Source organism: Streptococcus sp. ELY_137 (assembly GCF_058314515.1).
This window is the reverse complement of the sequence record NZ_JBZFUL010000001.1, coordinates 318,886-341,695: the sequence shown is the minus strand read 5'-3', so window position 1 is coordinate 341,695 and position 22,810 is coordinate 318,886. Positions and strand designations below refer to the sequence as shown.

General features: G+C 41.1%; 18 protein-coding genes and 1 pseudogene. 7 read left to right on the top strand and 12 right to left on the bottom strand.

Annotation, left to right across the window (positions count from 1 at the left end):
• Window positions 1-64 precede the first annotated feature (64 nt).
• Together AC4HAO_RS01670 and AC4HAO_RS01665 are read right to left on the bottom strand one after the other, a co-directional pair.
• Entirely contained in the window at window positions 65-1,303 is a 1,239-nt protein-coding gene (locus AC4HAO_RS01670) for an acyl-CoA thioester hydrolase/BAAT C-terminal domain-containing protein (protein ID WP_491134377.1), read from the bottom strand.
• Window positions 1,293-1,772 (bottom strand): MarR family transcriptional regulator, encoded by a 480-nt coding sequence (locus AC4HAO_RS01665; protein WP_491134376.1) that lies wholly within the window; start codon window positions 1,770-1,772, stop codon window positions 1,293-1,295. The genes AC4HAO_RS01670 and AC4HAO_RS01665 overlap by 11 nt, the downstream gene beginning before the upstream one ends.
• A gap of 154 nt (window positions 1,773-1,926) precedes the next feature.
• On the opposite strand from AC4HAO_RS01665, the gene AC4HAO_RS01660 reads away from it, so the two are divergent.
• The 4 genes and pseudogenes from AC4HAO_RS01660 to AC4HAO_RS01645 form a co-directional block, all read left to right on the top strand.
• Window positions 1,927-2,523 carry a TetR/AcrR family transcriptional regulator gene (locus tag AC4HAO_RS01660; protein ID WP_491092453.1) on the top strand — a complete coding sequence of 199 codons (597 nt, stop codon included), beginning with the start codon at window positions 1,927-1,929 and terminating at the stop codon, window positions 2,521-2,523.
• Window positions 2,520-3,086 carry an NAD(P)H-dependent oxidoreductase gene (locus AC4HAO_RS01655; RefSeq protein WP_491134375.1) on the top strand — a complete coding sequence of 189 codons (567 nt, stop codon included), beginning with the start codon at window positions 2,520-2,522 and terminating at the stop codon, window positions 3,084-3,086. Before AC4HAO_RS01660 ends, AC4HAO_RS01655 begins: the two co-directional genes overlap by 4 nt.
• Before the next feature lie 583 nt (window positions 3,087-3,669).
• Window positions 3,670-6,198 carry an LPXTG cell wall anchor domain-containing protein gene (locus AC4HAO_RS01650; RefSeq protein WP_491134374.1) on the top strand — a complete coding sequence of 843 codons (2,529 nt, stop codon included), beginning with the start codon at window positions 3,670-3,672 and terminating at the stop codon, window positions 6,196-6,198.
• Between the two features lie 168 nt (window positions 6,199-6,366).
• Window positions 6,367-6,616: pseudogene (locus tag AC4HAO_RS01645) on the top strand (transposase); the annotation flags it as partial.
• Between the two features lie 376 nt (window positions 6,617-6,992).
• Here the strand turns inward: AC4HAO_RS01645 and recR are convergent.
• The 3 genes from recR to AC4HAO_RS01630 form a co-directional block, all read right to left on the bottom strand.
• The gene (recR, locus tag AC4HAO_RS01640) at window positions 6,993-7,589 is read right to left on the bottom strand and encodes a recombination mediator RecR (RefSeq protein ID WP_491092456.1); all 597 of its coding nucleotides are present in this window, start codon (window positions 7,587-7,589) and stop codon (window positions 6,993-6,995) included.
• A gap of 64 nt (window positions 7,590-7,653) precedes the next feature.
• Window positions 7,654-9,822 (bottom strand): penicillin-binding protein PBP2B, encoded by a 2,169-nt coding sequence (pbp2b, locus tag AC4HAO_RS01635; protein ID WP_491134373.1) that lies wholly within the window; start codon window positions 9,820-9,822, stop codon window positions 7,654-7,656.
• A gap of 319 nt (window positions 9,823-10,141) precedes the next feature.
• Window positions 10,142-10,834, bottom strand: coding sequence for a phosphoglycerate mutase (locus tag AC4HAO_RS01630; RefSeq protein WP_447452404.1), 693 nt, complete (start codon window positions 10,832-10,834; stop codon window positions 10,142-10,144).
• A gap of 277 nt (window positions 10,835-11,111) precedes the next feature.
• Here AC4HAO_RS01630 and AC4HAO_RS01625 point away from each other — a divergent pair, with 277 nt between their 5' ends.
• The gene (locus AC4HAO_RS01625) at window positions 11,112-12,047 is read left to right on the top strand and encodes a dihydroorotate oxidase (protein WP_491134372.1); all 936 of its coding nucleotides are present in this window, start codon (window positions 11,112-11,114) and stop codon (window positions 12,045-12,047) included.
• Window positions 12,048-12,167: 120 nt separating this feature from the next.
• A complete protein-coding gene (locus AC4HAO_RS01620; RefSeq protein ID WP_491134371.1) occupies window positions 12,168-13,205 on the top strand; it encodes an oxidoreductase in 1,038 nt (345 codons plus the stop codon).
• Between the two features lie 54 nt (window positions 13,206-13,259).
• On the opposite strand, the gene AC4HAO_RS01615 is transcribed toward AC4HAO_RS01620, so the two are convergent.
• The 5 genes from AC4HAO_RS01615 to AC4HAO_RS01595 form a co-directional block, all read right to left on the bottom strand.
• Window positions 13,260-13,445, bottom strand: coding sequence for a hypothetical protein (locus AC4HAO_RS01615; protein WP_491092460.1), 186 nt, complete (start codon window positions 13,443-13,445; stop codon window positions 13,260-13,262).
• Between the two features lie 70 nt (window positions 13,446-13,515).
• Window positions 13,516-13,791 (bottom strand): HU family DNA-binding protein, encoded by a 276-nt coding sequence (locus AC4HAO_RS01610; protein WP_002962273.1) that lies wholly within the window; start codon window positions 13,789-13,791, stop codon window positions 13,516-13,518.
• A 214-nt stretch (window positions 13,792-14,005) separates the two neighbouring features.
• Window positions 14,006-14,605, bottom strand: coding sequence for a YpmS family protein (locus AC4HAO_RS01605; RefSeq protein WP_491134370.1), 600 nt, complete (start codon window positions 14,603-14,605; stop codon window positions 14,006-14,008).
• Window positions 14,583-15,434 (bottom strand): SGNH/GDSL hydrolase family protein, encoded by an 852-nt coding sequence (locus tag AC4HAO_RS01600; protein ID WP_491134369.1) that lies wholly within the window; start codon window positions 15,432-15,434, stop codon window positions 14,583-14,585. The genes AC4HAO_RS01605 and AC4HAO_RS01600 overlap by 23 nt, the downstream gene beginning before the upstream one ends.
• Window positions 15,427-16,269 (bottom strand): DegV family protein, encoded by an 843-nt coding sequence (locus AC4HAO_RS01595; RefSeq protein ID WP_491092463.1) that lies wholly within the window; start codon window positions 16,267-16,269, stop codon window positions 15,427-15,429. Before AC4HAO_RS01595 ends, AC4HAO_RS01600 begins: the two co-directional genes overlap by 8 nt.
• A gap of 955 nt (window positions 16,270-17,224) precedes the next feature.
• On the opposite strand from AC4HAO_RS01595, the gene AC4HAO_RS01590 reads away from it, so the two are divergent.
• Window positions 17,225-18,784 (top strand): putative cross-wall-targeting lipoprotein signal domain-containing protein, encoded by a 1,560-nt coding sequence (locus AC4HAO_RS01590; RefSeq protein WP_491134368.1) that lies wholly within the window; start codon window positions 17,225-17,227, stop codon window positions 18,782-18,784.
• A 472-nt stretch (window positions 18,785-19,256) separates the two neighbouring features.
• Here the strand turns inward: AC4HAO_RS01590 and AC4HAO_RS01585 are convergent, their stop codons facing one another.
• Together AC4HAO_RS01585 and AC4HAO_RS01580 are read right to left on the bottom strand one after the other, a co-directional pair.
• Complete coding sequence (locus AC4HAO_RS01585; protein ID WP_491134367.1) at window positions 19,257-20,999, bottom strand: ABC transporter ATP-binding protein; 1,743 nt, start codon at window positions 20,997-20,999, stop codon at window positions 19,257-19,259.
• A complete protein-coding gene (locus AC4HAO_RS01580) occupies window positions 20,989-22,731 on the bottom strand; it encodes an ABC transporter ATP-binding protein (protein ID WP_491134366.1) in 1,743 nt (580 codons plus the stop codon). The genes AC4HAO_RS01585 and AC4HAO_RS01580 overlap by 11 nt, the downstream gene beginning before the upstream one ends.
• Window positions 22,732-22,810: the final 79 nt, after the last annotated feature.

The following is a 22,810-nucleotide window of genomic DNA, read 5'->3' as shown; positions in this document are numbered from 1 at the left end:
TTAATTTTTTAACCGCCCACTATTATAGCATAATTGGATAGGATTAGGGATAGTCAGAAAGAGTCTACAGATAATTTTTGAAAAAATCTAAAGTTGCCTGCCAAGATTTCTGACTGTCTGCTAAGAGCTCTGGCCAAGCAATTTTTTTATACCGATGGTTGGGCTGAAAAGCTATGCTCAGCATGTGACCGCTATTTTTAAGCAAGAGGCTTTCCAGATGATAAAGGGGCCGCTGGTGTTGATTCCAAGCGGCTTCTACCCTTCTAATAGAGTCAGCGGCTGGCCAGACTTCATCCCGCTCACTTCCTATCAATAAGAGATGCCCTTGAATGATTTCAACTGGAATATAACTATCTGCCTGATAATGAATTTGCGGTTTTCTCGATAATTTACTTACCAAAAAATCTCTGAGCAAAAATTTAGTAAAAGGCTGCTCCTGCCCTCGATAGACCCAAGACGAATGTCCCGAGTTTCGATAACCCTTCATACCTTCAAGTACAGCACAAGAGGGGGAATTAACAACAATACATTTGAATCTTGGAAAAAAAGCAGCCGCCATCAGAGCTAATTCGGCCCCTTTGGACCGCCCATAAATCCCAATTCTTTCTTTATCAATTTGAGACATAGAGCTAAGATAAGTTAGGATCTCTTCCATAAAACCTAAGTCAATTCTATCTAAAGCTTCAGGAGTGCCCTCCAAACCAAAATAGGCTGCAGCTAGAGTAACAAAACCATGACTGGCCAGTAATTGAGCTATATTTTGGGCTTTTTCAATCCGACCATCGCTGCCGCTCAGTACAACGATGGCTGGTAAATTGTGAGCCTTTTCTGGATAAAAAAGTCTGGCTTTGGCTTGGGAAAAGGAGACATCCTGCCACTTGATATGAGGCAGTTGGTAATAACGCGGAAACCGCAATTCTCCCAATTTTCGCTTCCCTTCAAACACTTCCAAAAGGACATCAAAGCGCTCGTCTAACGAGATGTCTTCTAAACACGAAGGCAGGCTTGTTTTCTTTATTTTGTCTGGTCTACTGTTAAAAAACAACCCCATGGGATACTGTCCTCGATAAGAGCCAGACTGGCAAGCTGCTTGGCTGAGTCGAATACAGCCCTGCTGATCTGAATCGTAAAGACCACTGGCTCGCCAGGGAATTCTCCGACTTAAGTTCATAGGAGCGTTGATATTATAGTAATTCAAGAGGGTCATCTCCAACCGATAAGGGCTAGAAGGCTTTAAGCCACTGATAATGATGTCAAAAGCACTGTCTGCTAATGCAGTATCACTAATCAGTCTAATCTCCATTGTTCCAGCCTTCTCGATTCTTTTTTACCAAGGCGTCCCAGACACCTTCTACTTCCGACATCAACTGTCTTACCTCTTCTAAAAAATGCTCGGGATAGACCGCCAAAACCTCCTCTAGCTTTTTCCTCAGAAACTCGTGCTGATAGAGATGCAGCTGGTAAATTTCTTGCCCTAACTCTGTTAAAATCACGCCATAGGCACTCTTCTTATATGGCGAAAGTTTCTTTTGCAGATAGCCTTTTAGGACTAACTTATTGACCAGCTGAGTAACGGCACTGCGGGAAATTTGTCGTTTTTTGGCAATCTGAGACAGACCAATTCCCCTCTCCTGCCCAACTAAGACTAACAGATGAACCTCAACCATCGTCAGATCCCTATTGGGAATATGGTGTTGTTCCTGTTCCAGTCTTTTATATTTTTCTACAAATATTTGCAACTCTTGGCTCAAATTGAGCAGATTATCTGCCATCCACTTTCTCCTTATATTATGTTAAGCTGCTTAACATAATATCTTTTTTATTATTTTTTGTCAATATTAAAAAGTTCTTGACAAACAAAAGTAGACGGTGTATACTTCATTCAAAAAGTAGTCAGTGTATACTTTTTTTGAGAAAGGAGATTATGTGAAACGAAATACAGCGCAGCTCAAGGAAAATTTAATCCAAACAGGAATAGAAGAAATTTGCCAGCATGGCATAGATAATCTATCGCTAAGAACAGTCTCACAAAAATGTGGTGTCACACACGGTGCTCCCTATAAACACTTTGGCAGTAAAGATGGTTATCTCAGACTCCTTCTATCACGCCTCTCTGATTTCTGGGCCAATGAAATGACCTTAAATATCAATTCATCCTCATCGGCGAGAGATGAATTGGCTCAAATGGGATTTAACTTTGTTTTAGCCGCACAAAAGAATCCTTATGTCTTTGAAGCACTTTTTATTAAATATCCCTTTAAATACATGGAGCTTTCTGAAGATACTATTTTAGCAGACAAAGACTTACCCGGTTTTGATGCTTTTAAGTGTGTTGTTCTTAAACTGAGACAGGAGGAAGGGTTCCACAATAGTGAAGCCGAAACTCTTTTTCACTTCTGGAGCTTCATCTCAGGTCTGGCTATTTTGTCAAAAAGTCCTATCGGAACGGACTTTTCACAAGCATCTCTGCGAACCATGATCGAACATATGCTTGATATTTACATCAAAGGAGAAAACGCATGAATATTTTAATGATTACGGCCCATCCTAACCCACAAAGTTTCAACGCACACATCTTCGAACAAGTGCGAGAAAACCTTGATAAGTCCCACAATCTTGAGGTACTAGACCTCTATGCTGAAGGATTTAATCCCGTTTTACGTTTTGATAATAGCCATCGCAGGCGTGATTTAGCCTCTGATCCTGAAACCGCTAAATACCGTGATTTGGTAACTTGGGCAGACCAATTCATTTTCATCTTTCCCATTTGGTGGTCAGGGATGCCAGCAGTGCTTAAGGGCTTTATGGATCGTGTCTTTGTCGCTGGCTTTGCTTACCACAACACTAAGATTGGCTTGAAAGGCCATCTCAATGGTAAGGCCTGGATTATTACTACCCACAATACACCTGCCTTTATTACGCTATTTTCTCAAGACTATGGTAAGGTCCTTAAAAATCAGATTTTAAAAGCATGTGGCATTTCTTCAGTCACCATCAGTCAAATTACCGGTGTTGAAAAAATTTCTGATCAGAAGCGACAAAAAGCTTTGGACAAGATTGTCCAAAGAGCCCAAAATCTACAATAGAAAACGAGGCAGGAACAAAAGCTTCTATCCCTATGTATTTTAAATGTTTTACATGCAAGACGCAGTTATTGACTGAATGACCTTCTTCATTTTTACACAAGTGATAAGAATTATCCTAACCAGACATGAAAAGAGAGTAAAACTCTCTAGCGGACGTTTTTTAAGTTAGCAACTAGAAATCTGGGACTTTCTAAAAAATCAACTTCTTCAATTTATTAATTTCTTCCATGCAATCTTGCAGATTAGCCCATTTTTAGACAAATACTCAGCAATCACGGTGTCTATCACATTCTCTTCTCATTTTTCCTTAGTTTAATGGTCTTATAACCAATAACCTCAGGCATTCAATGAGCTGAAATAGGATTTGATTAGCTTGATCAATTTTCAATCAAAATAATAGATGAAAAACTTCTATTCCAAGCCTTTTATCAAGAATAATAGTATAATTAAAGTTAGTGAAAAGTTTCAGGAAAATGTTTTCATTTTTATTTCTGCCTAAAAATATCCTTGGTTCTCTTTTAACTAGGCCATGAATTTAAAGACAGACTATCTTATTACATTAAAAACATTGAAAGGACATCTAATGTTCAAAGAAAAAGGTCACGGTTTCATTCGAAAATCAAAAGCATATGGAACAATCGGAGTTATCGCTCTTTCAGGAGCTGTTTTTTGGGGGTCACAAAACCTTGTTCAAGCTGATGAAATAACGGAGAAAACAACAGAAGTAACTACTAGCAGTCCAGACGAAACACCATCAGAGCCTCTGCCTTCTGAAAATCAACCAGAAGCTCCTGTAACAACTGAGACTGAAACTATCACTGAGGGAGAAGAGGTTGCACCAATGACAACCGAAGAGACATTAGAAAACACTCTGGCTCTTAGCGATACTCCTGAAAGTTCCAGCGATCAAACCACTGCGACCTATGAGTTGGCTGCTGATGAAGTCATGGAGCCGGATTCTGCTCTCCCCGCCGAACTACTACCAGTTTCTTTAGTGGCTGATACCAATAGTCCTGAAACACTTACAGAAGATACACCTCAATCGCTTGCTGCGCAACAGACTGATGAGCTGCGACCTAATGCTCACTTAGGTGTATCAGATACTTTTTCAAACGATGTCCAAACCATTGTACGAAATGATAGCAAAAACGGATGGGATATCTACTACTTACATGGTTTAGAGTGGGAACACCGATTTACCACAGATTTTGTTAACTACACGGTTCCTAATAGTGCCTTACTGCCAAACGGTGGAGACCCAACTAATGGTTGGGAATCAACAATGACGGGGTCAATCATTATTTCTGATGGATCTATTCCTGGTACTAAGGCTGGCGAACGTGTTGCTTACTTCTCAGGTGCTAAGCAAGATACTCGAAAACAAACTATCTTTGGAGCTGTTTCTGAGGATAACGGTGAAACATTTACCAAACCGCTTAACGATGGTAATCCACTGCTGACAGTGGATAATGCTAAAAATGGTTTTGATTTCCGCGATCCCTATGTCTTTACCAAAGATGGTAAATACTATATGTATACGGCGGAAGGAAACGAGTTTGGCGTTTACACTTCATCTGGCGGTGTAGATTGGACACCTAGCACAAAAATTGAGGCAAATGAGTTCTTCCATGGACGTGACTTTGATGGTAATGCACCGGTAGAATGTCCGATTGTCAAAACAATGGTTATGCCAAACGGATGGATTAAGCAAGTATTTATCTTCGGATCAAAAGATTACTCGAAAAATGAAACGACTGGTACTTACTATGTTGTCGGACACCTTGATGAAAACGGCGGATTCGTTGCTGAAACAGATGTCGAACGTTTAGATTTGGGTTCTGATTTTTATGCAATCAACACAGATGGCTCTTCAAACTTAGATGATATCAACTCTAGTTTAACCGCTCTTGGCTGGATTGGTAACTGGAACTATCTAAGAGACACAACATGGAATGACGATCTGCCTTACCATACGATTGGTGCTTACAGCACTCCTCGTACCCTCACATTAGATAATGATATTAAATTGCGTAATGATGTGCTAGGTTCAGCACTTCAGGGCATGAGGACTAATGAAGTCGGTACATACAGCTTAACAGCTAGCAATCCTCAAGGTCCTGCATATATTCTGGGCCAAGATACAAACGGTGATATTCATAGTTTCTACGATGTCCCTGAGCAGCCTGCAGCACAAGAGTACGATATTTCGGTTAGTTCCCCAGAAGGTCGTGTCTATTTAGATATTTGGCAAGGCAGCGATAGAATTTCCTTAAATTACGATCCCACTACTGGATGGTACCAAATTACTAGCCATACCGACAAGTTACCAACTGATTTAGCCAATAATTATAATAAAACCTATTCTGGTTATGTTGGAACAGTTTCTAATTTTAAGGTCGTTACTGATAAGACCTCTGTCGAGTTTTTATTTGAAAATGGACAGTCTTATACGGTAGCTCGATTTGCAAATTCTGACACACAAGATTTTAAACTCTATTCAGAAGATCCTAACAATAACAAAGTTATTGATATGACAGTTTACAATCTGGCTAACAATAACAACTTACCAGTGGAAGAAAAACAAAATGAAGCCACTCCGACACCTGAGAGAGCTACTCCCGAAGGAGAAAACCAACCCGCTGCTCCGACGACAACGCCTGAAAAGAACGCGGAACAACCTCAGGATGAGCAACCTCAAGTGCCTGAAGAAACTACTCAACCTGAGGTAAGCGAGCCTGAGGAAAACAGCCCTGCTGTTCCTGCAACACCTGCGGAGGACGCGCAGCAGACCCAAGACGAACAACCTCAAGTATCTGATGAACCTGCTTCTGAAGGAGAAAGTGATCCCGCTGCTCCGACAACGCCTGAAAAGGAAACCAAACAACTCCATTCAGGAAATAACATTCTAACTACTGAGTTAGAATTGGCTAATAATGTCACTTTAGCAGTGGAAAATTCGTCTGTTTCTAAACAAAACACTTCAAGTAATTCTTCTTCCTCTCGTCAAAGTTTACCACAAACTGGTGATTCTAATCAGACAACAGTTACTGTTTTAGGATTGCTCTTGAGCTTATTTGGTATTGGCTTTACAAGAAAAAGCAAGAAATACTAATTTCACTATTTTGCAATTTTGAAACGTAAGATAGAATGAAGTATCTATTTTATAATTATTTAAGAGACTCAGAAGCTAAAAAATGAGCATTTCCTCAATTGGAGGTGCTCATTTTGTCTGTCATAGTTTAATTATAGTAACGACAAAACAACTACAAAGCTATGATAAATGTATAAACAGTATAATACAACTCAATTGACTTTGGCATTAAATCTTGTCGTTGATATTCCTATGATACACGAGGCTAGACTGATTAGTCTGTTTGTCGACAGTATTCCTAGTGACCTACTGCTTAAGGAAAAGTCTCCTACTGGTCGTCTGGCCTTCCATCCAGCTACGCTTTTGAAAATGACGCTCTTTACCTATGCGTCAAGTCTTTTCTGGTCGTAAAATCGTGCAGCTGAACGAAGAAGTTATCAAGGAAGAACTGCCCAGTGAAAAAGACTCTCAAATCTATGCCAAACGTAAGACGAATGCTGAACCCGTTTTTGACAGATTGAAGCGTATCGAGTCCACGTCAGGGGTAATCAAGCCGTCCAAACGAAGGTTGGTTTCCTTTTTATGAGCATGAACCTAACAAAATTAGCCAGACAACTGGCGACTGAATCGCGAAAAAATCAAAAACCACACGGTGTATATCTCATCCTGATTATGTTCAAGATAGAAATCACCGTGTGGTTTTATGTTAAAGCTAGTTTTGCCCAGACTCTAGTTAACTTAATGATATTGGAACAAAAGTTCAGCCTCGTTTTAACTGTCCTAGATATAACAAGTTGATTAGAGCTATTTAACGGTTACAATTCTGTCCGATTCTCAATCGCACGAAGAAGAGTTACCTCATCAGCATACTCAATATCACTGCCAACGGATAGACCACGCGCTAGACGCGTTACCTTGATACCAGCAGGCTTGAGAACACGCGAGATATACATGGAGGTCGCTTCCCCGTCTGCTGTCGCATTGGTAGCAACAATCACCTCACTAATCTCGCTATCCATGAGACGATTGATTAAGGCTTTGAGATTGATATCATCTGGACCAACGCCATTCATGGGAGAAATCAAGCCATGAAGGACATGATAGAGACCATGGTACTCTTGGATCTTCTCCATAGCAGTGACATCCTTGCTCTCCTCAACAACCAGCAAAACGGACTTATCCCGCGTCTCATCAGTACAGATAGCACAGGGATCATCATCTGTGAGATTACCACAAACTGAGCAATAGGTTAGTTCGCGCTTGGCAGCTAATAAATTTTTGGCAAAGTCATTAACATCCTCATCAGACATACCGATTGTATAGAAAGCTAAACGGGTCGCAGTCTTGCTGCCAATGCCCGGCAATTTTGAAAAACTGTCAATCAATTTCGCAATAGGAGTTGGGTAAAGCAAATCTATATCCTCATTTCACTAAAAAGGTCTGGAAATTTCCCAGCCTTTTGGAATTATTCTTAAATTAATGGCCACCACCGTACATAGATTGATAAAGATTTAAAATCTCACGTGCAATGTTTTGATGAGCCTTGGTTTCCGAGTTGGCAGCATGGGGATACATAACCGCTACCGCCACTTTAGTTCCATCATTGGCGCTTCCATAGGCAACAACATTGAGGTTAACCGTTGTTACACTATTACCGTTGCTGTCGGTCGCAAAGGTTTCAGCCGTCCCGGTTTTACCAGAGATACTAATAGAGGAACTTGCCATGTCCTTACCAGTTGCATAACCATCTGAGCTATTCACCACTTCGTAGAATCCTTCTTGAATCAAGCCCATCTGCTCACTGGAGATATTGACCTTGTTTAGCTCCTTGGTATCTATTGAGCTAACCATATCACCGAGGCCACCATCAGCATTATTATTATAGACACCCTGAACTAAACGCGGGGCAATCCGAGTTCCCCCATTAGCTACCGTTGCAGAATATTGGGCTAACTGCATCGGGGTATAACTATCAAACTGACCAAAAGCCTCAGTCAGAACGTTACCAGGTTTGTAATCGTCAGTCCTATAGCCTTCCGACTCATTGGGCAAATCAATACCTGTCTTAACACCCATGCCATATTCTGCATAGGCATTGCGCAAAGATGTCATAGTAGAGTCTACACCATCATTGCTCAAACTCATTCCTGGATAATAATCCTGTCCCATCATCTTGAGTGCCACTTGCACCATATAAGTATTAGAAGAATACTCTAAGGCTTGGGTTGCTGTAATAGACCGGCTGCCCTGTCCTGTAAACCAAGAATTGATTGGGTTGGAACCATTGACACTGATAGTTTGATCAACCAAACTATCATTTCCCGACAGAACGCCAGATTCCCAACCTGCTGTCAGTGTTGCCCCTTTGACTACAGATCCAGGCACAAAAACATTAGTTACTGTTCCTAATGCATTAGAATTAGTCTCTCCTGTATCCGTATCGTGTGCCAGTCCTGCCATGGCTAGGACAGCACCCGTATCTGCATTTAGGGCCACAGCATAAACGCCTTCCGAATTAGCAGCATTGCCAGAAGCAACCTCTGGTCCATAGTACTGGTTAAGAATTCCTTCAACACCATTTTGGAAACCGAGGTCAATAGTCAACTTAATATTATTCCCCTTACTGCCCTGTGAGGTTTGCTTATTTTTAATAACATTGCCTTCGTTATCAACACTAATCTTGGTAGTCGTCCGCGTTCCCTGAAGAACATCTTCATACTGCTCTTGTAAATAAGAGGTTCCGACACGGTCATTCAGAGAATACCCCTTAGCCAAGTATTCATCAGCACTCTCCTGAGGTAAACCAGTCTCTTCACTAGAGAGTGTTCCTATAATATCTGACAAGGATGAAGATGAGGTCGTTACTGTTTGATTCCAGTCAGACCCTACACTAATACCGTGCAGATCAGACTTATTTGCTGTGATATAGGCAATCTGATCTTCAGTCAAATCCCCCGTCGTGAGATAGACTGTGCTGAAATTTGAAGCAGCATTCATCTGATTAAAGATAAAGGCTTGCTTCAACTCATTTTCTGAATAGTTAATCTTACTTTTAGGGACAGCTGCAATAGCGTTTTTATAAATAGCCGATTCGGTTAAATTATTACCGTAGCTATCGTATTTTTTATTGTCCGGTAACTTATCCACAATAGCCTTGTAATGCTTAGAATCTGCTAGGTAAAAATCTTTTTTCTGGCGTTCAGTAACCTTGGTCTCTGTCAGATTGACCATGGTTGATAAGCGCTTGGCAATATCACGAATATCCTGAGCTGTAGCCTTATTGCTACGCGTGTAGGTCACAACGGTCTTCTTCTCATTATCGACCAGTGCTTGACCAGTTGCATCATAAATTTGTCCCCGTTCTGAAGATTGGGTAACAGTATAAGTCGTTTGCTTATTGAGTTTATCTAAGTAAAATTGCCGGTTACTGACCTGCATATAAGCTAGACGTCCAATTAAGACTGCTAAAAGAACTAAAACCAAGGCAAAAATAATATAAAGACGGCTGGTTATACTAGAAAGAAAACCTACTTTCTTTATTTTTTTCTTGGTTTTTCGAGCTAAAACTTTGTCTGCTTTTTGTTCTTTTTTCTCCTCAGTATCGTTTACTATTTCCTTTTTCTTAAATGGATTTCTGATCTCCATGGTCTCCTCACTTCAATAAAATCTATCAGGACTATTCTATCACAATTCAAGAAAAAAAACCCCAGTCAACAAAAAGTATTTTTCAGGTTCAATATTGGTAAGAAACATGAAAGTTCTAAACGAAGTTAGCCAGTTGAGAATATGTAAAAACACCTCTTAGGTAATCCTTCCTAAGAGGTGTGAACTAACTATCTCAAAATCAAAATCATCGAGGCTGTCTACTCCTCCAGCTTTTTAAAAACTGGGAAAACTTAGGTCCACTGGACCTGCCTCACTTCTTTATTTTTGAGTTCGGGATAAAAAGATCCACCGGACCTTTTTATTTACCTAGATAGTATTCCTTTGTAAGATTAAGTTTTTCGTCAAATTCAAATACCAATGGTGGGAAGTTGGGAATTTCAACATCCATGATTTCATCATCTGACAATTGTTTGATATGTTTAACAAGGGCACGGATTGAGTTACCATGTGCACCTACAAACACATCCTTGCCATCTTTAAGGGCTGGTGCAATTTTATCTTCCCAGAACGGAAGCGCACGTTCCAAGGTCACCTTCAGATTTTCAGCATCTGGAATAACTGAATCATCAAGAGAGGCATAACGACGATCTGTATGTGCTGAGTGCTCATCATCCTTAGCCATAGCCGGTGGCAAAACATCATAAGAACGGCGCCAAATATGAACTTGCTCGTCACCCCATTTTTCAGCAGCTTCTGCCTTATTTTGGCCGGTTAATCCGCCGTAGTGGCGTTCATTCAAACGCCATGATTTTTCAACAGGAACCCAGAGTTGATCAGCTGCTTCAAGTGCAAGGTTAGTAGTCTTGATAGCACGTTTTAAAACTGATGTGAAGGCAAGGTCAAATTCAATACCTGCTTCCTTGATCAGTTTACCAGCGTCAATCGCTTGCTGTGTCCCCTTATCTGAAAGATCAACATCAGCCCAACCAGTGAAAAGATTTGCCTTGTTCCATTCTGACTCACCGTGGCGAGCAAAAACCAATTTTACCATTAGTAGTGTCTCCTTCTTAAAATGAACCCTTACAGGGTCAAATTCGTTACGGCATTATACCATTACCTTTACATTTTACAAAAAAATGGCCAAAAAATCCAGTGTTACCTTGGACTTGTTCAGCTAAATCCTTAATTTTATAGGAACATCTCAAACTAAAGCAGTATTATACGAACATATATTCCTTATTCTCCATCAAATATTCGTTTAATCTTGATTTCACTGCTTATAAATAGTAGAATGTAAGCTAATAAAATTGATTTATTGGAGGATTCGCATGGTTTCTACAGCAACACAAATCGGAAATTTTACCTTTGACAACTGTCTGATGAATGCAGCAGGGGTCTACTGCATGACCAAAGAAGAATTAGCAAAAATTGACCAGTCAGCTGCAGGCTCTTTTGTAACCAAAACTGGCACTTTAGAACCGCGCTTAGGCAATCCAGAACCTCGCTATGCTGATATTCCTTTAGGCTCCATCAACTCGATGGGACTTCCTAACAAGGGATTCACCTACTATCTGGATTATGTTATCGAGCTTCAGAATCAACCAGGGTCCAAGAATCACTTTCTATCTGTTGTCGGTATGAGTCAAGAAGAGACACATACCATCCTCAAATCCATTCAGGCTAGTAATTATCAGGGTATGGTTGAACTCAATCTTTCCTGCCCTAATGTTCCTGGTAAGCCTCAGATTGCCTATGATTTTGAAGCGACTGAACAAATTCTAGCAAAAGCCTTCTCCTACTACACGAAACCGCTTGGAATCAAGTTGCCTCCTTACTTTGATATTGCCCATTTTGATCAAGCAGCTGCCATTTTCAATCAATTTCCGCTAGCTTTCGTCAACTGTGTCAACTCTATCGGAAATGGCCTCTTCATCCAAGATGAAACCGTTGTCATCAAACCTAAAAATGGTTTTGGGGGCCTTGGTGGTGACTATATCAAACCGACAGCACTAGCTAATGTCCATGCCTTTTACCAACGCTTAAACCCTTCTATCAAAATCATCGGTACCGGAGGAGTAAAATCTGGCCGCGATGCCTTTGAGCACATCCTTTGCGGTGCCAGCATGATACAGATTGGAACAGCTCTTCACCAAGAAGGACCAGCTATTTTTGAGCGTATTACAAAAGAATTGAAGACTATCATGACCCAGAAGGGCTATGACAAGTTGGAAGATTTCCATGGTCAGCTAAATTATATTGTCTGAGTAGCTAAACATCCTCAAATTTCTATGTAACCGCAGGTTAGGGAATTTGAGGATTTTTTTCTTATATCGTAAATTAGCTTTTTGTTATAATGTAAACAGAATTTTATTGGAGGTATTGCAATGTCAAAGTTATTATCACCTGTTAAAATTGCGGGGCTGGATTTGAAGAATCGTATTGTCATGCCCCCCATGTGCATGTATGTAGTTGACAAGGAAGATGGAAAGGTCACTCCCTTCCATCATGCTCACTACGGAGCTAGAGCTATAGGGCAGGCTGGTTTGATTATCTTAGAAGCCACGGCTGTTCATCCCGATGGCCGACTAACTAATAATGATCTTGGTATTTGGAGTGATGATCATATCCCAGGTCTCAAAGCCTTAGTTAACGAATTACATACTCTCGGCACCAAGGTTGGTATTCAGCTAGGTCACGGTGGACGCAAGGCAAAAGATCCTGTTGACAGCATTGCCCCTAGCGCTATTGCTTACAATGCAGACTACCCCACGCCGCGTGAAATGACAGTAGATGACATTAAACAGACCCAAGAAGCCTTTAGTACAGCAGCTGGCAGAGCCCAAAAGGCCGGTTTTGATATGATAGAACTTCATGGTGCCCACGGCTACTTAATCAACCAATTCCTAGAACCTTTAACGAATCACCGTCAAGATGCTTACGGCGGTAGTCTAGAGAATCGCTATCGCTTCCTTAAAGAAATAATACCAGCTATTCGACAAAACTTCGATGGCTCTATCTGGACCCGTCTCTCTATGACTGCCTACGATGAGACTGGCCAGCAAAATAGCATTGAAGACTGGCAGACTATTGGGCATTGGTTAGAGGAAGATGGCATTCAATGCATTGATATCTCTACTGGCGGCCTGATGGATATCAAACCAAACATTCCAGTCTATGGCGGCTACCAAGCTCCTTATACTAGTAAAATGAAAACCGCTGTAAATATCCCTGTTACAGCAGTCGGCCTCCTAAACGCTCCTGAGCTGGACGAGTATCTCCTACAAACCCAACAGGCAGACCTCATTGAAGTTGGTCGCGGCCTCATTCGCAATCCTAACTGGCCTGCCTACGCTGCCCAAGTTCTGCATGATCATAATTTCAAGGTCTACAACAACTCCTATCAGAGGGGACAAGTTCAATAGATAACTCAATTCAAAAGACTCGAGGTGGTGATGTTACCTCGAGCCTTTTTTACTCTATTTTAGTAAAGAATCAACCTCATCATTCTCTTCTTCGCCGTCCATCTTACGGTCAAAAGCTGCCTTTTCTTCTTCCGTCATTTCCTGTGGCTTGAAGATTCTAAACATGACACCAAATACAAGAAATTTAAGTGCGGTAAATATCAGCAAAATCAGTAAGGCAATTAAAAATGTTTTTCCCATCTTATTCACTTCTAAATTAAGAAAGGCTAGGAGATTATGACTCCCAGCCTTTGCATTATCAAAACGATTCTTATTTAACAGCGTCCTTAAGAGCTTTACCAGCTTTGAAAGCTGGAACTTTTGAAGCTGCAATTTTGATTTCAGCACCAGTTTGTGGGTTACGACCCTTACGAGCTGCACGTTCACGAACTTCAAAGTTACCAAAACCAATCAATTGAACTTTTTCACCTTTTGAAAGGAATCCTTCAATTGATGAGAATACAGCATCAACTGCTGCTGCTGAGTCTTTCTTAGTCAATTCTGTTGCTTCAGCAACCTTTGCAATCAAATCTTGTTTATTAGCCATTTCACTAATCCTCCAAATATTATTAAGTCAATAAATCTATGCACTTATGACTTTAACAGAGACTATGATATCTAAATTTCCTTACAAGGTCAAGTATAAAACGTTAATTTGGGCCTTTTTTACAATATTTCATCTTCCAGACGAGTTCAAAATGACAAAATGTCATCATTCGCCCGCAGAACTGGCCTTTATCTCCCTAAAATCAGCACGAAAATTACTTTCGCTTATAAACATCAAAGCTAATCTTGTCATTAACTAAATTAAACTCGGTCGCTTTGACATAGACACCTGTTTTATTTTTCATCTTAGGAAGATTGAGGATGATAGCGGATTTCTTGCTATCTACCTCAACAAAATCTGGTAGATCGTAGCTGGAAGCTATAAATTTCAGCACTTCAGAAACTGGCAACGACAAGGTTCCTGCTGAGACAGAACTGACATCAAGCTGGATGCCGCCATTTTCTAGGACAACAGGAGTGAAGTAAACTTGCAGCGGAACTTGATATCCCAGAAGAGTATAAGTTCCCTCAAAGACGACATGACTGGAAGTCGCTGAAAAACTATAGCTATTTTTTTTAGTCTGATACTGCTTCAAATAGGAGGCTACCGTGGCATTTAGCTCATCACGCGATGAGCTAAATGTTCCAATCTTGATATCAGACTGACTGACAGTCGCTTGATTTCCATGATTAGACGACTCTTCAAAAGTGCCTAGTCTCAATATTAGAACAGCAACCAAGGCCAGATTAAAAGCAAGCAGAGCAAGAAAGCCCCACTGCCACCAATTTCTTTTACCATTTACTTTTTGTTTCATTTATCTTCTCCAAAACAGCATCAGCCATTATTTGATAACCCGTGTTATTGGGATGGAAATGATCCTTTTCAAACAAAGCATCATTTTGAATACTGCTGCCATCTCCAGATTCACCATCTGAGGATTGAGTAATCCCTTCCTCACCATTGATTCCCTTATAAAGCAGGTCATTAACAGGGACAAAATAGACATTTTTATACTCTTTTGTTACCGCTTGAGTACTGTTATTCCAATTATCAACGACAGTCTGCATCTCAGTCATATCTGGAAAATTGAGATAGAATGGGTTATAAATTCCTACGATATAGATAGGAAGCTCCTGATTACTCTGACGGGCTAGTTTAACAATTTTACGGAGGCGCCCCTGATACTCTTGAGCTGGTTTCTTGAAACTGTCTACCTTTAGATCAGCGCTGAGATTTTTTCTAAGAACAGCCATAACATCATTTCCACCGACTGTCAGCGTCATCATATCAGCCTTTTGCAAACCCTTTTGCAAATCCTTTTTGTTTTGCATCCGCTTGAGAACCTGCTGGCTGGTATTGCCTGCAACACCATAATTATTGGAAGCCACTTGATAACCGTAATCATTTTCAAGAGACCGCGATAGAATGGGAACAAAGCCACCCTGACCAGTTGTATCTCCAACTCCTTCTGTTAAAGAATCTCCTAGAGCTAAATAATTAAAGGTCTTGCCTTCAGCACCGACTCTAAAGGTAAAAGCAACATGGTCTCCACCCGCTCTAGGTAAAAGAACATTAATAGCCAAAGCAAAACCGACTAGACAAAATAGGAAGAAAGCCGGGGCTAATAATCGTTTTTTATTCATAACGCACCATAACTGCAAAGGCGTCTTCACCCGTATGAGTTTGAATAATCGAGCCAGTTTCCATCACAGAAATACGATCGCTCTCCACCAATTCTTGCAATCTTTCCTTCATCTTGTGAGCCCATTCGGGACCGCCAGAGTATGAAATACCGATCTCAGCTACTTTTTTTGTCTCAGCATGCTCAATAAAATTATCCAACCACTTAACGAAGGTCTTATTTCCTCGACCTTTGACAATTGGGTTGAGGACAGAATCCTTGAGTTCCATCACAACACGGATATTTAAAAGGGAAGATAGCATGCCGGACACACGGCCAATACGCCCCCCTTTGACTAGATTCTCCAGCGTAGAGACACCGATAAAGAGTTCCGACTTCTGACGAACCTCTTCAACCTTGGCTAAAACATCAGCAAGATTGGCTCCCTTCTCGGCCAGAATAGCAGCCTGAACAACTTGATGCTTCATGGACTGATCCGTAAAGGTTGAATCAATCACTGTCACATCAGCTCCTGCAATAGCAGCCCCCTGGCGAGCTGCTTCAACCGTTCCCGATAAGCTGTGAGTGATATGGATGGAAACAACGTGCTCCGCACCATCTCTCACCAATTTTTCATAGACATCAGCAAAGACACCGACTGGGGGCTGACTGGTCTTGGGCAACTCCTTACTCTGACGCATAAGTGAGAGAAATTTCCCCTCTTCTTTTAAGTCATTATCGCTATAAATAACACCATCAATCATGACTGACAGAGGTACTACCGTAATTCCTAAACTCTCCACCAACTCAGGTTCAATCGTAATCGATGAATCTGTAACAATCTTTATCTTGGACATCTTACTTCTCACTTTATTCTTTCTATAAAATCATTATCCATTATACCAAAAAAGCACAGGTTTGGGACATCCTACCAGATATATTCAATTATCGCTACCAACCTGGTCCTCACTGCAGCACAAGATAAAGAATTTAAACAGGGCAATACTGAATAAAGCCTGCACAATGATTGCTCTACATTTACCTGCAAATAGGATCTGGAATATAAGTGCTTTAAGTCCTAATTTGCCAACTATAATGTTTGAAGGAACAAAGAAAGGGAGCAGGAACAGCCCAAAAATTAAAAATTTTGGTTCGCATTTCCACTCTCTAAATGAACGGCGCAGGGGTAAGACTTCTTGACGTTGCCAACAAGTCTTGTCTCAACCACTGCGCCAAAAGTTTATACCAAAACAAGGAGGCTGGGCCAATTTGGGCCCAACCTCTTTTTTGCCTTATCAATTGAGGATTATAGGAAATGGCAAAAATATTGCCAACAAATCCCCAACCTCACTTGGTTACTCCTATTTAAATCACTTTCAATCTTTCCTTAAATATGGCTAAATTATAACATAGGCCATCCATGTTTACAAGATTTATTTCAGATAATTTATGACAGGCGTAACTGATATGAATTATCTGATAATCCTATTAATCTGAAAAAAACACGGCAAAGACAAGATTATTGCTACACCTATTAGGAAGTGGCAAGAACATTGTTAAGGCAGGGGTTTTAGAATGGTAATATTAGTTTAGATGAATTGTAATAAACTTGAAACTTTTTTTAATCTAGTACCTTTTCGAAATTCCTCAACTGTTTTAAACAGAAATCTATCAAGGTTTTTTACTAGTAAATAATCTGTCTTATTTCTCTAAAAAAGTATTTTAGCCCTAGAATAGCATATTGCATATTCCTAAATCTGTGATAAAATATCTCACTGTTAAAACAAATAATTTTATTAGATAGGAAGTACTATGCAGAAAGATACATTCAGCAAACGTAAAACTAAATTCGCAGGTCTCTGCGGAGCCATCCTTGCCACTGCTACTATCGCTGTAGGTGTTGGTACGACCGTTCAAGCCGACGAGGCGACAGCGGCTACTGATACAGCAGCTCAACAAACTACTGCGACCGATGCCAACAAGGAAGAAAAGATTACGGTTGAAACCGAGCCGGTATCAACTACTGCGGCCAATACTGCTAATACTGCTGCGGCTCCAGCAGCCGACACGGTAGCTGCTGTCCTCCCTGAATCATCAGCTCCAGCTGAAACAGTTACGATCACGGCACCTGCTGCAAACACTGTTGCTGATGCTTCTGCAACAGCAGCCAATACTGCCCAAGCAACCCCACAAGCTGAGCAGCAGGCAGCTGCTCCTGCTAACTCAACGTCGCAGCCCCAGTCCGTTAACTCGGTTGCTACTAAGCCAGAAAATACAGAAGAATACGGTACGGTAGACTTTGACCAAACTTTGACTGCAACAGCAAAAACCGCCCCTGTGACGGATGTTAACTACGATGGTACAGCTGATGAGTATATCGAAGTGGCTGATCCAAATCAGCCCTATACACCAAATGCGGACAACATCGCCAAGTATCTGAATGAATACTTGACCCAACTTCGTCAACTTAACGGAATCAATGTGCCAGTACCAGAAGCTAACGATTTGATGAAGGCATACGCACAAGCGCGTGCTGATGAAGAAGCATCTGAAACTGACGGTATTGACCACGATACCAATCTAGGTTTCCCTGATGGTGTCACTGCTTATTCTGAAAACGGGCACCAAGATGGACTAGCCTCTATTGCTCAAAAGAACGATGCAGGCCAAAACTTAGGTTCAGACAAGGCGACTGCCTACTACTTGGCATTAAGCTGGTTCTCGGACTACTTTAATATTGCCAGTGGTGATGGTATGGAATCTTTCGGACACGCCATTTCTATCCTTTCCAATAGCGGGGAGGGCATGGCTCTTGGTCTCTCAAATGCTGGTGAGGATGCTTTCTACGCTATGTTAGAAATCGGCAGCAATGGTGAAATCCGAAACGAGGATGGTTTCACTACGACAACAGACGCTAATGGTAACTATGTTCTCAATTACAACGGGCAGCAGGTAAAATTCTTGCCTAAAACAACTTTCCACTATGTGACTAAGGATCCTTCAGCAGTTGCCCAAACATCTGATCCAAGCGATGATGCCAATACTGGTAATGATAGTGCTAATACTGAACAGAATAACCCAGCAAACGGAAATGATCCAGTCGGTGCTGGTAATGGGGCGGCAGCAGGCAATAATGGAAACCGCAATAATAATACTCAAGCAGCTGCTCCTACGGCTGCTGGTACACGACCTGTAACGATCGATGCTGCTCAGACAGATGGCAAAGGTAGTGCTTCTGTTCAAGATAAGCAAAGCAATAGCCTTCCTAACACAGGTGAGTCTACTCAAGCAGCCCTTACTGCTGTCGGTGCCGTTTTAGCCTTGGCCGGCCTCGGTTTGACAACGAAGCGCAAATTAGGATCAGAAGACTAAGGTGATATATACTCCTATAGAAAAGAGGTTGGTAATGTTCCAACCTCTTTATATTTGTGCTTGGGACAGATTAATTTAAAAGACTAATTATAACAGCATCAGAAAATTGATGAATAAATAGCTCTCTGAATAACATCATCAGTACTGCGCCAAAGGCCTACTCTCAGGCTATCCGTATCTATCTAGTCTATGTCCTTCCGAAGAATAAAATTGAAATTAAAAGTAGAAGCTCGCCATCTGAACTTCTACTTTTTTTAGTATAGAGTCTGGTTTAGTTTCTTACTCACCAAGGAAACTGCACTATCCTTTTATAAATCTATGAGTTTGAAAAACAAAGGACAGAAAGACGCACATTGCTATACCTAATCACGATCTCTTACAGATGCTTTTTACAGAGTGATGGCAAAGCAATAGGCTCGTCTAGCTGCTTCATTTTCTATCAAATCAAGGATGGGCAGTTTAATTTTGTAGTTTAAAGCATACCGGCTTGGAGCTGGTACATACGGTAGTAGGTTCCTTGCTTAGCCAAGAGCTCCTCGTGTGTCCCACTTTCAATGATCCGCCCTTTATCTAAGACATAGATACAGTTAGCATCCTGAATCGTTGATAAACGGTGGGCGATGGCAATAGTTGTTCGGCCTTGGCGCATTTTTTTCAGAGAAGTCTGGATAACCTCCTCAGTTTCTGAGTCAATATTAGCCGTAGCCTCATCAAGGATGAGAATCTTGGGCTGGCTGGCTACCGTTCGTGCAAAAGCCAAAAGCTGACGTTGACCAGTCGAGAAAGTTGATCCTCGCTCTGTCACTGGCTCATCGTAGCCCTGTGGTAGCTGCTTAATAAAATCAGCTGCATCGACAAATTCTGCTGCTTCTGCTACCGCTTTATCACTGATGTCCTGATACATACGAATATTGGATTTGATTGTTCCATGATAGAGAAAGGGATCCTGTAAAACTAAACCAATAGCAGAGCGCAGTTCTTCCTGCGAATAATTACGAATATCCTGACCATCCAAGAGGACCTGACCTGATTGAAATTCATAAAAACGCATAAAAACATTGATAATCGAGGACTTTCCTGAGCCAGTTGGACCGACAAAAGCGATTGTTTCACCCTTATTGACCTTAAAACTAATATTATCTAGAATTTTTCGTTCGCCATCGTAAGAAAAGCTAACATTTTTAAATTCAATATCGCCGTTTTCAACTCTCAAATCCCGTGTCTGTTGCTTTGGTTCATAGTCATCACGATCAATCAGCATAAAAACACGACCAGCCGAAACCATGGAAGTTTGTAAAGTTGAAAAATTCTGAGTTACTGAAATTAGCGGGTCGAAAAGGCGATTGATATATTGGATAAAGGCGTACATAAGTCCGGCTGTGATTCCAAACGTTTGCCAAGTCAAACCAAAATAAGCCATCAAAACAGCATAGCCTAGGAGCTTTAAAAGCGACATAGCCGGCCGTAGAAAAATACTATCCAAGAGTACCGAGCGATTAGCATAACGCAGGTGATCCTGATTGATCTCTTCAAACTCTTCTTTGAGTCGCTCCTCCTGACGAAAGGCTTGGATCACCCGAATTCCTTCAATAGATTCAGAAAGCTTAGTGTTAATATCACTCAGCTTGCTGCGGGTTGCCTCAATAACACTGACCGATTTTTTACGGTAGAGATCAACTAAAATAAAGATAAAAGGCAAAAAGAACACAATAATGGCAGTCAGACGGATATCCAAGACTATCATGGTATAAAGGGTTGTCGCAAAAATGAAGACAGCCGAAATAAAGCTAGATAAAATCCCTGAAAACATCTGACTAATAGCCTCAGTATCATTGGTCAAACGAGAGACAATGGATCCTGCTGGGGTCTGATCGAAATAAGACATGCCCAAATGCTGGACATTGTCAAAGGCGTCCTGACGAATATCCCGAACAATACTGTAGGCCACCTTGGAGAAGAGATAATTCCCTACATAGGAGAAAATCATCTGCAAGACATAAAGCAGAAAATAGCCCAAAAGGATCATCAGAGCTACTTGATTGACATTTTCAATATAACGATCGATAAAATAACGTGCTACTAGAGGAATTACTGTTTGCACGATAGTTGTTAAAAGCAGGAAAGCCAAGGCAAAAGCAGTTAACCACTTATAGGATTTCAGGTAGGCCATGAGTCGCTTAAATACCAGTTTCTGGCTCATTACTTTAGTTTCCATCAAGCTCTCCTTCCATTTCAAGTTGCTGTGATTCATAAGTCTGGGCATACCAACCACCTTGCTCCAAGAGTTCTTCGTGCCGTCCGCGTTCAATGATTCGTCCCTTATTCATGACTAGGATTAAATCACTGTGGACAACGGCACTTAGGCGGTGAGCCGTAATGATAGTTGTTTTTTGCTGGCGCGTTTCTTTAAGATTATCAATAATGGTGTATTCTGTCTTAGCATCAACAGCTGACAGGGAATCATCCAAAATAAGGATTTCTGGTTCCATAATCATAGCGCGAGCCATAGCAATCCGCTGCTTCTGTCCACCTGATAGCGAAACACCTTTTTCGCCGATTAAAGTATCAAAACCATCAGGCATGGCTTGAATATCCTCATAAACCTGAGCTAGTTTAGCAGCAATCTCAACTTGCTCCATACTTAAATCAGGGTTGGAAAAACGGATATTCTCTAAAATTGTCATGGCAAAAAGAAACTGATCCTGAGGTACATAACCGATAAGACTGCGTAAGTCAGACAGACGGTAGTCCTTAATATTATGACCGTTAAGGCTGATAATACCAGAAGTTACATCATGTTGACGCAGCAAAAGCTTAAGTAAGGTCGTTTTTCCAGAACCAGTCTGACCGACGATTCCCAGAGTCTGTCCTTTTTCAAGCGTGAAATGAATATCGGCCAAACTCTCCTCGTCTTCATAATCAAAACGATCAATATCGTAGCTAATAGCACCATTTTCAATAGTTTCCAAGGGCTGCCTAGCCTCAATAACATCGCTCTCTTGAGCTAAAAGCTCAGAAATGCGATCATAGGAGACATTACCACGCTGACTGATATTAAAGAGAAAGCCGATCGCTTGCAATGGCCAAACCAACATATCTAAGTAAGTAATGAAAGTGACTAAACTACCGACTGTCACGAGACCTGCTGTAATCAAATAAGCACCAACTAGGAGAGTTAGGACATAGCTAGAACCGACAAAAATTAACGTAATCGGAGTGAACATGCTATTGTAGCGCATGCTGACGAGATTTTTCTCAAAAGTTGCCTGATTGGTTTTGGCAAAACTATCAGATTCTTGCGCTTGATAACCAAAGGACTTGGTTACCTTGATCCCCGACACGCTCTCTTGTACCTTATTATTAAGATCAGAAAAAGCAGCCTGTGCTCCCTTGAACGATTCATGATTTTTACGCCCCAGGCGGCTTGTCGCAAAAGCCATTAAAGGTAGAGGAATGATAGCAATCAGAGTCATCTGCCAAGAAATAGTAAAAAACATGGTAATAAGTGTTACCAGAGCTGTGATAGAGGCGTCAACAGCCGACATAACACCAGCTCCTGCCAGCATCGTCAGGGAATTAATATCATTAGTCGCATGGGCCATTAGATCTCCAGTACGGTACTTCTGGAAAAACGAAGGCGACATTCTAGTGAAATGCTCAAACAGGCGACTGCGTAAAATTTTACCCAAACGATAGGAAGTCCCCAAGAGATAAACCCTCCAGACTAATCGTAAGAGATACATACCAAGGGCAGCTAGGAGTAAAATAATTAATTTTGTCAGTAAGCTCGTTAGGGTTAAGTCTTTAGCATCAATCGAATCAATAACCTGTCCCATCACCTTAGGTGGGATCAAATTAAGCACACTGACTAAACTCAATGACAAAATTCCAATTAGATAGCGGCGTTTCTCAAGTTTAAAGAACCACCAAAGTTTTTTTATAATCACTTCTAATTCCTCTCTCAAAATGGAAAAGGGAGTTTAAAAGCCCCCTATCTCTTAAAAATCAAATAAACAACCCAGAATT

Excerpts from the sequence above, each read along its gene's own strand:
- AC4HAO_RS01665 (WP_491134376.1), bottom strand. The coding sequence starts at position 1,772 with ATGGCAGATAATCTGCTCAATTTGAGCCAAGAGTTGCAAATATTTGTA.
- AC4HAO_RS01620 (WP_491134371.1), top strand. The coding sequence starts at position 12,168 with ATGTCAAAGTTATTATCACCTGTTAAAATTGCGGGGCTGGATTTGAAG.
- pbp2b (WP_491134373.1), bottom strand. The coding sequence starts at position 9,822 with ATGGAGATCAGAAATCCATTTAAGAAAAAGGAAATAGTAAACGATACT.
- AC4HAO_RS01590 (WP_491134368.1), top strand. The coding sequence starts at position 17,225 with ATGCAGAAAGATACATTCAGCAAACGTAAAACTAAATTCGCAGGTCTC.
- AC4HAO_RS01670 (WP_491134377.1), bottom strand. The coding sequence starts at position 1,303 with ATGGAGATTAGACTGATTAGTGATACTGCATTAGCAGACAGTGCTTTT.
- AC4HAO_RS01595 (WP_491092463.1), bottom strand. The coding sequence starts at position 16,269 with ATGTCCAAGATAAAGATTGTTACAGATTCATCGATTACGATTGAACCT.
- AC4HAO_RS01585 (WP_491134367.1), bottom strand. The coding sequence starts at position 20,999 with ATGGAAACTAAAGTAATGAGCCAGAAACTGGTATTTAAGCGACTCATG.
- AC4HAO_RS01615 (WP_491092460.1), bottom strand. The coding sequence starts at position 13,445 with ATGGGAAAAACATTTTTAATTGCCTTACTGATTTTGCTGATATTTACC.
- AC4HAO_RS01610 (WP_002962273.1), bottom strand. The coding sequence starts at position 13,791 with ATGGCTAATAAACAAGATTTGATTGCAAAGGTTGCTGAAGCAACAGAA.
- AC4HAO_RS01650 (WP_491134374.1), top strand. The coding sequence starts at position 3,670 with ATGTTCAAAGAAAAAGGTCACGGTTTCATTCGAAAATCAAAAGCATAT.
- AC4HAO_RS01655 (WP_491134375.1), top strand. The coding sequence starts at position 2,520 with ATGAATATTTTAATGATTACGGCCCATCCTAACCCACAAAGTTTCAAC.
- AC4HAO_RS01625 (WP_491134372.1), top strand. The coding sequence starts at position 11,112 with ATGGTTTCTACAGCAACACAAATCGGAAATTTTACCTTTGACAACTGT.
- AC4HAO_RS01630 (WP_447452404.1), bottom strand. The coding sequence starts at position 10,834 with ATGGTAAAATTGGTTTTTGCTCGCCACGGTGAGTCAGAATGGAACAAG.
- AC4HAO_RS01600 (WP_491134369.1), bottom strand. The coding sequence starts at position 15,434 with ATGAATAAAAAACGATTATTAGCCCCGGCTTTCTTCCTATTTTGTCTA.
- AC4HAO_RS01605 (WP_491134370.1), bottom strand. The coding sequence starts at position 14,605 with ATGAAACAAAAAGTAAATGGTAAAAGAAATTGGTGGCAGTGGGGCTTT.